The sequence below is a fragment of the Marinomonas algae genome (assembly GCF_047525555.1).
Lineage (GTDB): Bacteria > Pseudomonadota > Gammaproteobacteria > Pseudomonadales > Marinomonadaceae > Marinomonas.
Genome location: NZ_JBLIXK010000001.1, coordinates 685,542 through 697,103, shown reverse-complemented (window position 1 = coordinate 697,103; position 11,562 = coordinate 685,542). Strand labels below are relative to the sequence as shown.

13 protein-coding genes are annotated in these 11,562 nt (G+C 42.9%); 3 read left to right on the top strand and 10 right to left on the bottom strand.

Translation table 11 applies throughout. The features are described 5' to 3' along the window. Both ACMUMQ_RS03305 and rpsU read right to left on the bottom strand, forming a co-directional pair. Positions 1–447: a GatB/YqeY domain-containing protein gene (locus ACMUMQ_RS03305; RefSeq protein WP_414680596.1), complete on the bottom strand. Its 447-nt coding sequence runs from the start codon at positions 445–447 to the stop codon at positions 1–3. Between the two features lie 143 nt (positions 448–590). After that, positions 591–806: a 30S ribosomal protein S21 gene (gene rpsU / locus ACMUMQ_RS03300; RefSeq protein ID WP_009835737.1), complete on the bottom strand. Its 216-nt coding sequence runs from the start codon at positions 804–806 to the stop codon at positions 591–593. A gap of 405 nt (positions 807–1,211) precedes the next feature. On the opposite strand from rpsU, the gene tsaD reads away from it, so the two are divergent. Next, a complete protein-coding gene (gene tsaD, locus ACMUMQ_RS03295) occupies positions 1,212–2,249 on the top strand; it encodes a tRNA (adenosine(37)-N6)-threonylcarbamoyltransferase complex transferase subunit TsaD (protein WP_414680784.1) in 1,038 nt (345 codons plus the stop codon). Position 2,250: 1 nt separating this feature from the next. After that, positions 2,251–2,622 (top strand): dihydroneopterin aldolase, encoded by a 372-nt coding sequence (gene folB, locus ACMUMQ_RS03290; RefSeq protein ID WP_414680595.1) that lies wholly within the window; start codon positions 2,251–2,253, stop codon positions 2,620–2,622. 14 nt (positions 2,623–2,636) lie between these two features. Here folB and ACMUMQ_RS03285 read toward each other — a convergent pair whose 3' ends face one another. Genes ACMUMQ_RS03285 through lptD form a run of 8 tightly spaced genes read right to left on the bottom strand, consistent with a single transcriptional unit; the run spans position 2,637 to position 10,618 of the window. Further along, positions 2,637–3,746, bottom strand: a complete 1,110-nt coding sequence (locus ACMUMQ_RS03285; RefSeq protein ID WP_414680594.1) for a tRNA nucleotidyltransferase/poly(A) polymerase-related protein — start codon at positions 3,744–3,746, stop codon at positions 2,637–2,639. Between the two features lie 3 nt (positions 3,747–3,749). Next, the gene (glpE, locus tag ACMUMQ_RS03280; protein WP_317002843.1) at positions 3,750–4,073 is read right to left on the bottom strand and encodes a thiosulfate sulfurtransferase GlpE; all 324 of its coding nucleotides are present in this window, start codon (positions 4,071–4,073) and stop codon (positions 3,750–3,752) included. After that, positions 4,070–4,897, bottom strand: a complete 828-nt coding sequence (locus ACMUMQ_RS03275) for a symmetrical bis(5'-nucleosyl)-tetraphosphatase (RefSeq protein WP_414680593.1) — start codon at positions 4,895–4,897, stop codon at positions 4,070–4,072. Before ACMUMQ_RS03275 ends, glpE begins: the two co-directional genes overlap by 4 nt. 6 nt (positions 4,898–4,903) lie before the next feature. After that, positions 4,904–5,278, bottom strand: coding sequence for a Co2+/Mg2+ efflux facilitator ApaG/CorD (gene apaG, locus ACMUMQ_RS03270; RefSeq protein ID WP_317002845.1), 375 nt, complete (start codon positions 5,276–5,278; stop codon positions 4,904–4,906). Then, the gene (gene rsmA / locus ACMUMQ_RS03265) at positions 5,279–6,079 is read right to left on the bottom strand and encodes a 16S rRNA (adenine(1518)-N(6)/adenine(1519)-N(6))-dimethyltransferase RsmA (RefSeq protein WP_414680592.1); all 801 of its coding nucleotides are present in this window, start codon (positions 6,077–6,079) and stop codon (positions 5,279–5,281) included. Continuing rightward, the gene (gene pdxA, locus ACMUMQ_RS03260) at positions 6,076–7,095 is read right to left on the bottom strand and encodes a 4-hydroxythreonine-4-phosphate dehydrogenase PdxA (protein WP_414680591.1); all 1,020 of its coding nucleotides are present in this window, start codon (positions 7,093–7,095) and stop codon (positions 6,076–6,078) included. Before pdxA ends, rsmA begins: the two co-directional genes overlap by 4 nt. Positions 7,096–7,106: 11 nt before the next feature. Continuing rightward, positions 7,107–8,360 carry a peptidylprolyl isomerase gene (locus ACMUMQ_RS03255; RefSeq protein ID WP_414680590.1) on the bottom strand — a complete coding sequence of 418 codons (1,254 nt, stop codon included), beginning with the start codon at positions 8,358–8,360 and terminating at the stop codon, positions 7,107–7,109. A gap of 2 nt (positions 8,361–8,362) precedes the next feature. Beyond that, a complete protein-coding gene (lptD, locus tag ACMUMQ_RS03250; RefSeq protein WP_414680589.1) occupies positions 8,363–10,618 on the bottom strand; it encodes an LPS-assembly protein LptD in 2,256 nt (751 codons plus the stop codon). Between the two features lie 128 nt (positions 10,619–10,746). Here lptD and djlA point away from each other — a divergent pair, with 128 nt between their 5' ends. After that, complete coding sequence (gene djlA / locus ACMUMQ_RS03245; RefSeq protein WP_414680588.1) at positions 10,747–11,538, top strand: co-chaperone DjlA; 792 nt, start codon at positions 10,747–10,749, stop codon at positions 11,536–11,538. Positions 11,539–11,562 lie beyond the last annotated feature (24 nt).

Below are 11,562 nucleotides of genomic sequence, written 5' to 3'. Positions count from 1 at the left end.
TTAGCCTAGTTGTGCTTTTACTTGTTTGCTGATTTGCGCCATATCGGCACGACCTTGTACTTGAGGCTTAACAATGGCCATTACCGCTCCCATTTGCTGCATTGAGCTAGCGCCTGTTTCTGCTATTGCGGCTTTGACAATCTCACCAACTTCTTCATCAGTCAATGGTGTTGGTAAAAATTCGCTGATGATTGCCATTTCTTCTTGCTCAACTTGAGCAAGGTCGTCACGACCGCCATCAAGAAACTGTTGATTAGAGTCTTTACGTTGCTTGTTCATTTTATCTAGAACAGCCAATACTCGAGCATCGTCTAACTCAATACGTTCATCGACTTCAATTTTTTTGCATTCAGCTAAAATTGTGCGAATGACGGTTACGCGTTGCTTTTCTTTCGCGCGCATTGCTGTTTTTAGTGTATCTGAAATGTGCTTTTTTAATTCTGACATGGGGTCCTCTTTATTTTCTAGTAGGCGAGTATATAAACAAAAAAAACGGCTAGTTAATTAACTAGCCGTTTTTATAAGCCTAAATACAAGATGCGTCTAGGCAAACATTTGTTTTTTAGCAAATTGCCAAACGGCAGATTGGCCTAGTACAAACGTTGGAATTTTTTCTGCTCACGAGAAACTTTCTTAGCGTGACGCTTAACAGCAGCAGCTGCAGCACGTTTGCGAAGAGTAGTTGGTTTTTCGTAGCATTCACGACGACGAACTTCAGCCAAAACGCCTGCTTTTTCACAAGAGCGTTTGAAGCGACGTAGAGCGATGTCAAATGGTTCGTTATCTTTTACTTTTACTGCTGGCATGTTTTTACCTTTCAATATGTTTTTTAAAGTTTAAGTATTCACAAAAACGGCGTGAATCATACCCGTGTTTAATGGGTTTTCAAAGCGCGCTTTTGTTGAACAGAGTGAGATCTAAATAGATCGATTTTTCTTACTCTGGACAGACTGTGGTCGCGTCTGTAACTGTATGTATTTTTTCAAGAGTGGTGTTTGGGTCGCCATATTACTTACATCAGAAGTTATGTGCCAAACGAGAAAAATCACCTGCCTTTTAATTTAAACATTGAAAACGCGCGCATTATAAAGCTTCTTGCTTGCATTGTCTAACTTCATTCACGATTACTCATTTTTAAGTGACGTTCGGCTCTGCAACCAAGGCAACAGATAAGGTACAATGCGCATCAAATGACTGATGAGATTGCTTCAATGAAAGTGTTGGGATTAGAAACCTCTTGTGATGAGACTGGAATCGCGATTTACGATACCGAAAAGGGTTTATTGGCTCATAAAATATATTCTCAAATTGCTCAACACGCCGAATATGGCGGTGTGGTGCCCGAATTGGCATCCCGAGATCATGTGCGTAAAACCCTACCATTGATTGATGAAGTGCTAGATGAAGCTGGTTTGAAAAAATCTGAGCTTGATGCTGTTGCTTATACCAGTGGTCCAGGCTTAGTGGGTGCTTTGATGGCGGGTGCCACGATTGGTCGTTCATTGGCGTATTCTCTGGGAATTCCCGCTTTAGGCGTTCATCACATGGAAGGCCACTTATTGGCACCAATGCTTGAAGAAACTCAACCAGCAATGCCTTTTATCGCCTTACTTGTTTCTGGTGGACACACGCAATTGGTTCGTGTTGATGGTATTGGCGAATATAAATTGTTGGGTCAATCATTAGATGATGCAGCAGGTGAAGCTTTTGATAAAGCCGCTAAGATGATTGGTTTGCCTTATCCTGGTGGCCCGCAAATTGCGGCGCTGGCAAAGCAAGGGAGCCCTGATTCTGGTTTGAAATTTCCTCGCCCAATGACGGATCGCCCAGGTTTGGATTTTAGCTTTAGTGGCTTGAAAACGGCCTTTTTGACGGCTGTTCATACTGCGCTAGATGAAGAGCGTTGCGATGAGCAGTTTAAAGCGGATGCCGCTTTAGCGTTTGAAACAGCCGTGGTTGAAACTTTGGTGATTAAGTGTCGCCGCGCGCTAGAAACAGAAGGATTAAAACAGCTGATTATTGCTGGCGGCGTGAGCGCCAATCAGCGTTTGCGTGAACAACTTGAAAGTCAGCTGAAAAAAATGAAGGGGAATGTGTTCTACGCACGACCTGAATTTTGTACTGATAATGGCGCTATGATTGCTTATGCTGGAGCTCAACGACTATTGAATGGACAGTCTTCGGAGTTGAATTTGTCTATTCGTGCTCGCTGGCCTTTATCCGAATTACCACCGTTAAAGGCGCCATAAAATGAAAGATTTAGTGTTTATCGAAGGTTTACAGGCTCAGGCGGTTATCGGAGTTTATGATTGGGAAAAGGAAATCCAACAATCCTTGGTATTTGATTTGGAAATGGAGCATGACAATCGCGTTCCTGCAGCAACAGATGATCTTTCAAAAACCTTGGACTATGAAGCCATTTCGAATTTCATTTTGGCATTTTGTGCTAATCGTCAGTTTGAGCTAATCGAAACCTTAGCTGAGCGTTTGGTGGAAGAGCTAATCGCCCAGTTTAAGTTGAATAGTGTGTTACTGACTTTACGAAAACCGGGAGCGGTTCCGGCAGCATCAGCGGTTGGCGTGAAAATTTACAGACAGTCAGATATAGCAAGTCAAGAGTAAATCGCTTTAGGGTTTTACTCGTTGTGTATATTGAGCGTAAGAGGTGAAGGTTTACTTTTGAGCGCTTCTATTCTGGATTGTTTCAATGCTTTTCCTAGCTCAGCACCATTGTAGCCTTGTTTCATAAGAGAAGATGCATTGATCGCGGCGATGGTTTCTCTAAGCGTATTCCAATCTTCTATTTTAGACTCCGTTAAATGACTTAAAACCTCAATCAATATCATAAATGGTTGAGGTTTTTTTATGGCATTCACCGACATTAACCAGTTTTCCCAATTTTCAGCATCCATTGAAATCTGTTGGATTTCACGAAAAGACCGAACCTGCTCGGCTAAAGTTTTAAATTGATTTGGGCATCGAATGCGCTGATGTAGCTCTGTTAGTAATTCAACCGGTGTGTCTTTTGAGAGAATCGCCCAGCGTTGAGTTGGCGTCCATTTTACCTGATTAAGTGTGTTTGTTTGCTCCGAATTACTTTTCCAAATTAACTCAGGAAAAAGCTTGTCTAGCGCGTTTGCCTCTTCTAAAACGCTAAAAAAAACATCAGCATGTTGCGTGTTCAGTGCTTTTTCTAGCTCTTTCCAGATGCGTTCAGCACTTAACGTAGCAAGCTCGCCAGAAGCGCTGATTGTCTGCATCAGCGCCATAGTCTCGGGTGCAATTTTGAAATCTAGATGATGAAAACGTGCGGCAAATCGAGCGACACGTAATACGCGCAAAGGGTCTTCTACAAAAGCTTCAGACACATGACGGAAAATGCGATTTTCTAAATCTTGCTGCCCATTGAATGGGTCAATCAGAGAGCCGTCTTTATCCTGCGCAATGGCATTGATGGTGAGATCTCGTCGCTCTAAATCTTCTTCTAAGCTGATGTCTGGGGAAAAGTCACATATAAATCCAGTGTAGCCAGCACCTTGCTTTTTTTCCCTTCGAGCGAGAGCGTATTCTTCTTTATTAGTGGGATTTAAGAAAACAGGAAATTGTTTGCCAACTTGTTGATAACCTTGTTGTTCAAGCTGCTCTGGTGTGGCACCGGTAACAACCCAGTCTCGGTCAATAACTGGGATGTTGAGTAATTGATCTCTTACGGCACCGCCAACGAGATAGACTTGATAAGAGGGCATTGTTTACGACTGGCCCATTTCACATTGTTCTGGAAAAGTTGCACTCCACTGGCTAAAACCGCCGTTTAAGGAATACACTTCTTGGAAACCTTCTGCGGCAAGGTACTCTGCAGCGCCTTTACTGCTGTTGCCATGGTAGCAGCAGACAATGACAGGTTTGGATTTATCCGTGTTATCAATGAAGTTTTGAACGTTGTCGTTGGTTAGGCTAATGGCATCGGTTACGTGACTTGTTTGAAAGCTTGCTAAGTCACGAATGTCGACGATGATAGCGTTGTTTTCAATGATAGGAAGAGCGTCTGCGATATCGATACAAGTATAGGTCATGAAATATTCCGGTTAATAGAGCACGATGTGCTAAAGCGTTGTCTGTCTTCTAGGCGTAAGGCGGTTAAACTTCCGCCCCAAACACAGCCAGTGTCTAACGCATGAATGTTATCTTGATGAGTGATTCCTTCAATGGCAGCCCAATGCCCAAAAACAATATGGCAGTTTTCAGGGAGTTGGGTTGGGTAGTTAAACCAAGGAGCGTAACCTTTTGCCGCGGTGTTAATACCTTCTTTTGACTTTAGATCGAGCTTGCTGTTTTCGTCACAAAAACGCATACGAGTTAAGTAGTTAGTTATGGCCCGTAATCGATCCATCCCTGTTAAATCATCACTCCACTTTCTAGGAGTATTACCATACATGGCTGCAAAAAAATCATCAACTGTGTCGGATTTGAGCTTTTCTTCGACCTCTGTCGCTAACGACAGTGTTTTATCCAAGTCCCAGCAAGGCGGTATGCCTGCGTGAGTCATAATGGTGTTTAGTTGTGGGTCGTAATGGCAAAGAGGCTGATTTCGAAGCCAATTCATTAATTCATCACGGTCGCTGGCCATTAAAATTTCGGCCAAGGTGTCTTTGCGTTTTAGGTCTCCGTGACCATGAGCCACTGCGAGCAGATGTAAATCATGGTTGCCTAATACCACTTTCGCGCTGTCACCGAGAGACTTGATAAAACGCAGTGTTTCAAGCGACGCTGGCCCTCGGTTAATTAAATCACCAGCGAACCAAAGGCGGTCTTCTTCTGCTTGGTAATTTATTTGCTCTAACAGCTGTACGAGTTGTGGTAAGCAGCCTTGAATATCTCCTATCGCATAAGTTGCCATAATCGCCTAATGAACCTGATTTGGAACGGAAAGAGTGAATGGAAGAATGACGGCATCGAACTCCGTACCGTCGTCAGCGACAAACTGATAACTGCCTTGCATGCTGCCAACTACTGTATCCATCACAGTGCCGCTAGTGTAGTGAAATGATTCACCCGATTGAAGGTATGGATATTCTCCAATTACGCCGCTGCCTTTGATTTCTTGCACTTGTTCGTTGCCATTGGTGATTATCCAGTGGCGAGTAGTCAGTTTGGCTGGTTCCGTCCCGCAATTTGTCATCGATATATGATAAGCAAAAATATATCGAGACTCAGATGGTGTTGACTGGCTTGCAAGATATTCGGTGCGTACTGACACCACGACGTCGTACTTTTCCATTTACCCTTCCTTTTGCAGTACGTGATTGGTGATTCGTACAAAGTCTTCTATGTCCAATCTTTCTGGACGCAGGCTTGGGTCAATGTTGAGTGTTGCAAAGTCGTCATTGTCTAGCACGCCTTTGTAGTTATTGCGTAGGGTTTTGCGACGTTGCTGAAAGCCAATGCGAACCATGTCTTCTAGCTTTTTAATATCGCTAACAGAGTAGGGCAATGTCTTGTGAGGCGTCATTCTAACAATGGCTGAATCTACTTTTGGCGCAGGGTCGAATGACTCTGGCCCAACAATGAAAAGCGACTCTACTGCGCAATAATACTGCGCCATGACACTCAGACGACCATAAAGGCTGTCTCCTGGGCGTGCAGCTAAGCGGTCAACCACTTCTTTTTGAAGCATGAAATGCATGTCTTCAATCACTTCTGCTTGACTCAACAAATGGAAGATAAGAGGCGTTGATATGTTGTACGGCAAGTTACCAACAACACGAATGGATTGCTCATCTGTCTTCAAGGATGTGAAGTCGAATTTCATCGCATCGGCTTCATGAACAGTTAGTTCAGGAAATTTAAACAGATTTACTTTTAGAATTGGGATCAAATCACGGTCAAGCTCAACAACATCCATTCGCTCTGTAACGCTGATGATGCCTTCTGTTAAGGCGCCTTTACCTGGGCCAATCTCAACGATTCGTTGTCCTTTCTTTGGGCCAATGCAAGCCACAATACGACGGATCACGCCGTGGTCATGAAGGAAGTTTTGGCCGAATCTTTTTCTCGCTTTATGGGGTTGCTGTTTGCTCATTTAGAAAACTTTTTTGCGTTATTTGCCATGTTAATAGCATGTTGAATGGCCACTTTTAGGCTGCCGTTATTTGCTTTGCCTGTGCCAGCTAAGTCAATTGCTGTGCCGTGGTCGACGGATGTTCTTATGATGGGTAAGCCTAATGTAATGTTTACAGCGTTACCAAAGCCTGAGTATTTTAACACAGGTAAACCTTGATCGTGATACATGGCCAAAGCGCAGTCTGCATTGTCTAAGTATTTGGGTGTGAATAAGGTGTCTGCAGGTAAAGGGCCGATTAAATCTAAGCCTTCTTGGCGTAGCTTGTTTAAGGTTGGAATAATCACATCGATCTCTTCCATGCCTAAGTGTCCGTCTTCGCCTGCATGAGGGTTTAAACCACAGACCAAAATCTTAGGCTGCTTGATAGCAAACTTTTCTTGCAGGTCTTTGTTTAAAGCTCTCACAACCAAACTGATACTTTGCTCAGTGATAGCGGCTGAAATATCTTTAAGTGGCAAGTGAGTAGTGACCAGCGCCACTTTCATTGCTTCTGTGGCAAGCATCATCACCACATGGGGTGACTGACACTGAGCTTGAAAAAACTCTGTATGGCCAGAAAAATGCACGCCAGTTTCACATAGAATGCCTTTATGAACGGGCGGTGTGACAATGGCATCAAATTCGCCACGAATACAGCCTTCTCCTGCGACTTTGAGTGTTTCTAATACATAGGGAGAATTTGCTATATCAAGAACGCCTGCTGTGCTTTGTTTTGCCTGCTGTATTGGCAGCACAGAAATGTCACCTTGCTTGTGAGAGGCTGCCTCATTGGCGTTTTTAAGCGAAATGATGTTAGGCGTTAAGCCAAGAGCTTTGGCTCGATTGCTTAATAATTCGGGATCGGCAAGAACAATTAAGCGAGCAGGGAAGGTTTGCTCGCTTAATGCACTAATAATAATGTCAGGGCCAATACCTGCTGGTTCCCCAGAGGTAATAGCGATAATGGGAAGAGAATGTGTTGTATCACTTACCATTTTTTTGTCTCTCAATTCGATTTTCTATCGATGAAGGCATCAGCGCGTAACTCATCCAACCAGCTGCTTAATACAACGTCTTGCTTTTGAGCGGTAAGCGCTTGTTGTGCGTTTTGGCGTTTTACTTTATCGCTAATGTCGGCTTCTCTTCGACCTTCAACTTGCAGAATGTGCCAACCAAATTGAGTTCTAAACGGTTTGCTAATATCGCCAACATTGGTTTGGTTCATCATGGTCTCGAATTCTGGAACCATGGTTCCCGGTGTTACCCAACCTAGATCACCACCTTGTAATGTCGAACCTTGGTCTTCGCTGTATTCTTTCGCAAGTTCGTTAAAATCTGCGCCAGCTTTTAATTTGTTATACAGCTCATCCGCAAAAACTTGTGTCTGAGACATGTCTCGAATTTCATTTGGACGTACGAGAATATGTCGAGTTTTTGTTTGCTCTTGCAAGGTCACGGATGGTGAACGTTTTTCAATTAGCCACAATAGATGGAAGCCAGCGTTACTTTCTATAGGTCCAATTAACGGGCCTGTCTCTGAATCTAATGCACGAACAAAAAGAGGTGGCAATTGATTAAGAGGGCGCCAGCCTAAATCACCGCCTTCAATAGCGAATTGACCATCGGATTTTTCAACGGCTTGCTGAATGAAGTCAGCTTCAGTGCGTGTATTTTCTGCAATGGCTTGAATTTCTGCCTTGGCTTTATCTGGATCTGTCGCTCGAATAATAATGTGGCGAAGGTGAACCTGATCTTTTTCTTTAGTGATACTTGTGTTGGAGCTCAAGTAATCATCAATTTCTTGGTCTGTAATCGAAATACGCTTTCTAATGATTTCGCGTTTAACGTTGTTGATTAAGATTTCTTGTTCAATTTGATCTCGATAGCGAGCAAAGTTAATGCCTTTGCTGGCAAGCACATTCTTTAAACCTTGAAGGTCTAGATTCATATTTTGTGCAACGCCCAGAATTGCTTGGTCAACATCTGAGCTTGAAGCGCGCATACCAATTTTGCGAGCGTAATTAACTTGCAAGACTTCATCAATCATTTGGTTAAGGATTTGACGATGAATATTGTCTGTCATCACACCGCCTGGCACACGATCTTTTACAATTTGAAAACGGTTTGAAATATCGCTTTCTAAAATAGGCGCTGAATCAATAATCGCAGCAATACCGTCAATTTTGGTTTGGGCCGCATTAAGTGTTTGGAGCGGTGTCACTGCTAGGGCTGTAAAAAATAAAAAAGAAAACAACTTCATGGTTAATATCCAACTTTTCCTTGGTTCCAGTAGGTATCTGCAATGCTGCTTGCGTCGCTGTTTGCGCTGCCAGCGGAGCTTAGACCGCGTAAAGTAAATTGTAAGAAAACGCCTCGATCAGATTCATCATCGTCATCAATCCAATCCTGATAACTCAACGAAACTTTTACACAACAGTTCTCATAGCCTAATCCAAAGATTTGTCTTGAGAAATCTTCATCTAAGAAGTCATATGTGTATTGTGTATACATTGACCAATTTTGGTTGACAGGGAGAATGGTGCCAATAGCCGCTTGATGTGTATCGTCATCTGAATCGCTGTTATCGAGGGAGTATAAATAACTTAAATTGATCTTTATATCATCGATAGGTTCTAAAGCGGCAATAAACTGCACTAAGCTGACGTCGTTTTCATCTAAATCGTAGTTTAAATTGTTCGTTAAGCTATAACGGTCGCCACTGTAGCTGACAGATGTGAGTAAATCACTCTGTTCTGCGTCATCAATGGCTGTATCTTCATCTGTGTCGCCGTCAATATCAACATAACGGTCTTTTAAATAAAAGATCTGGCCTGCTTTGAGTACCCACTTTTCATTATTATTTTCATCATATATACGGCTTTCTAAACCAAAAGTGATTTGTTCCGTATCGCCGATACGGTCATCACCGCTAAATCGCTCATGACCGAAAGCTTGTGAGTAAGTCAGTGTTGGGTCACTGCCATCAAAGTCTTCAATCTCATCTTGATCTTGGTAAGGTGAGTTTAGGTAATTAAGTCGAGGCGTTAGTGTTTGACGACCTACAGAATCACCTATAGCAAGCTTGCGCTCGAAAGTTATCGAAGAATCAAGATAGCTAGTTAGATGCCCAATAGAGGAAGAGCTGTCCGACCCTGTTGTGTAGTCATGCACATTGTAGTCTCGATACTGAGCTAAAATACCCGGAGAAATGCTGCCCCAAGCATTGCTAAAATCAAGGCTGATGTCTTGATTTAATACAAGACGCTCGCCATCGAAGTCATCTTCATCTGGGTCATAAAAATCGGTGTATTGTGTGGTCAATGCGTAGTTAAAATAAGACGAACTGGCGGCATAAGAACTGCTTATTCTTGGGCGCCATTCAAAGGGTTTGTCCTCTGATTCATCAGGCGTTTGATAGGTTAGGTAAGTGATCTTATTTAAGAAATTACCATTATTGAAACTGATGTAGGCGCTGCGCTCGTAGTTGTCTTTTTCACCAATCGATGTGGTGTTCGCTTCTGGGTATAAGTCTTCTGTTGGGTTGTCTTCTAATGTGACGCCCGTGGTGATGTAAGAATTGAACTTTTGCTTGGTTGTGAATTTGATCAGGGTTTGTTCACCTTCATCATCGCTCTCAAATGTCGATTGCTCATACGTGGTTGTGCCATACGAGCTTAGATGTCTAATCTCTAAATCAATGCCTTCCCCTTCCTGTTGAATGTAGTTAGGAGTAATAGTCGCATCAAGATTTGAATCTATGTTCCAGTAGAAAGGTGTTGATAAGCTCAAGCCATCTGAGCCGGAATAACCAAAGCTAGGGAATAAAAAGCCTGTTTGGCGGCGGTCATCGATAGGGAAGCGTAACCAAGGGAAATAGAAAACAGGGATATCAGCAATACGAATGTGAACATGTTTCGCTGTACCAAAGCCGCTGTTTGGGTCCAGTTCGATTGAGCTGCCGTAAAGCTTCCAGCTTTCATCAGTGGGTTCGCATGTGGTGAAGAAGCCTTCTTCTATAAAGACCACACCGTTCTTATCGTACAGTAAAGAGTCTGCTTCGAGTCGAGCGCCAGTATTATGATCGAGAAAACGTGCATCAGTAAATTCGGTTGCTGTTTGGCCATTATTGGAAATGTAGCTGTTAGAGCTTCTAATTAGCTGATTTTTGCTACGCAGCACAACATTGCCACTGGCTTGGTAATACTCATCTGGAACCCCTTCAATCTGATCAGCAGATAAAGTGGACTCTGGCTGTGTAATTTCAGCCGCACCTTCAAGGTGTATTACGCCGCTTCTGTCCCGAACGATTAGGTCGGCCATAAGATGTGTGTTTGGAGAGCTTGTCGATTGCCAAGTGTTAACATAAGCCCCTTTGCAGTATTGACTGAGTTGAGCTTGCTGTTCAGCTGTCAAAGATTCTCTAGGCGCCCAGTCCCATTGATTATCTTGCGCCTGAGCAAGTGGCAATATGAAAAGACTTTGCAAAAATAAGGCGTAGGTTCGTAAATGCTTAACCATGCGAGGTATACTTGTTACCAATAATTATTGTCCGAAATCGGATGCTGCCCATAAGCGGGTCCATGTTGTGAGACAAATGATAATCTAAGCAGGCCCATAGGGGCTACCGATTCTGGAGAAATATCTTTATGTGGAAAATTGTTTGTGCCGTTTTAGGCTTTATTTTGGGCGGTTTTTTTCTCGCTCTAATTGGTTTTTTTATCGGTAGTGCTATTGATAGAAGTCAGGCAGGTGGAGCGTTTAACGGTTTTGGTGGGCGTGCAAATGTGCGTTTACAACAGGAAACTTTCTTTCGTACATTATTTCTTTTAATGGGACGTCTAGCCAAATCCGATGGACAGGTATCAGAAGCGGAAATCCAATTGGCGCAAGCGGTTATGCAGCGCCTTAGGCTATCTCCTGCAGCACAAGAGCAAGCCAAACAGCTTTTTAATGAAGGTAAATCAGCAAATTTTGACTTAAACGCTGTTTTGAATAATTTCAAAGAAGTGGTTGGTCCTGGCGATCTTACTCGAACTTTGTTGGAAGTCTTGCTGGTCTCTTCTTATGCAGACGGTCATTTTAGTGTTGAAGAAAAATCTTTCGTCTCTCAGGTGTGCGCTTACCTTGGTGTGTCTGTGGCGGAATTCGAAGCCCTACATATTCAAGTTAAACAGCAAGCACATTTTAGACAGGGTTATCAGTCTTCTTCGGATGGTGCGAGCTCAAAAGATTTATTGAAGTCAGCCTATGAAGTATTGGGTGTAACAGAAGATATGACGGATGCTGATATTAAAAAGGCTTATCGTAGGCTAATGAGCAAGAATCATCCTGATAAATTAAGCTCACAAGGTTTACCTAAGGAAATGATTGAGCTAGCGAAGGAAAAGACGCAAGAAATTCAATCTGCTTATGAGTTGATTAAAAAAGCTCGTAAGTAAACGAGCTTGAGTAAGTTTTTTATA

Excerpts from the sequence above, each read along its gene's own strand:
- ACMUMQ_RS03305 (WP_414680596.1), bottom strand. The coding sequence starts at position 447 with ATGTCAGAATTAAAAAAGCACATTTCAGATACACTAAAAACAGCAATG.
- rpsU (WP_009835737.1), bottom strand. The coding sequence starts at position 806 with ATGCCAGCAGTAAAAGTAAAAGATAACGAACCATTTGACATCGCTCTA.
- tsaD (WP_414680784.1), top strand. The coding sequence starts at position 1,212 with ATGAAAGTGTTGGGATTAGAAACCTCTTGTGATGAGACTGGAATCGCG.
- folB (WP_414680595.1), top strand. The coding sequence starts at position 2,251 with ATGAAAGATTTAGTGTTTATCGAAGGTTTACAGGCTCAGGCGGTTATC.
- ACMUMQ_RS03285 (WP_414680594.1), bottom strand. The coding sequence starts at position 3,746 with ATGCCCTCTTATCAAGTCTATCTCGTTGGCGGTGCCGTAAGAGATCAA.
- glpE (WP_317002843.1), bottom strand. The coding sequence starts at position 4,073 with ATGACCTATACTTGTATCGATATCGCAGACGCTCTTCCTATCATTGAA.
- ACMUMQ_RS03275 (WP_414680593.1), bottom strand. The coding sequence starts at position 4,897 with ATGGCAACTTATGCGATAGGAGATATTCAAGGCTGCTTACCACAACTC.
- apaG (WP_317002845.1), bottom strand. The coding sequence starts at position 5,278 with ATGGAAAAGTACGACGTCGTGGTGTCAGTACGCACCGAATATCTTGCA.
- rsmA (WP_414680592.1), bottom strand. The coding sequence starts at position 6,079 with ATGAGCAAACAGCAACCCCATAAAGCGAGAAAAAGATTCGGCCAAAAC.
- pdxA (WP_414680591.1), bottom strand. The coding sequence starts at position 7,095 with ATGGTAAGTGATACAACACATTCTCTTCCCATTATCGCTATTACCTCT.
- ACMUMQ_RS03255 (WP_414680590.1), bottom strand. The coding sequence starts at position 8,360 with ATGAAGTTGTTTTCTTTTTTATTTTTTACAGCCCTAGCAGTGACACCG.
- lptD (WP_414680589.1), bottom strand. The coding sequence starts at position 10,618 with ATGGTTAAGCATTTACGAACCTACGCCTTATTTTTGCAAAGTCTTTTC.
- djlA (WP_414680588.1), top strand. The coding sequence starts at position 10,747 with ATGTGGAAAATTGTTTGTGCCGTTTTAGGCTTTATTTTGGGCGGTTTT.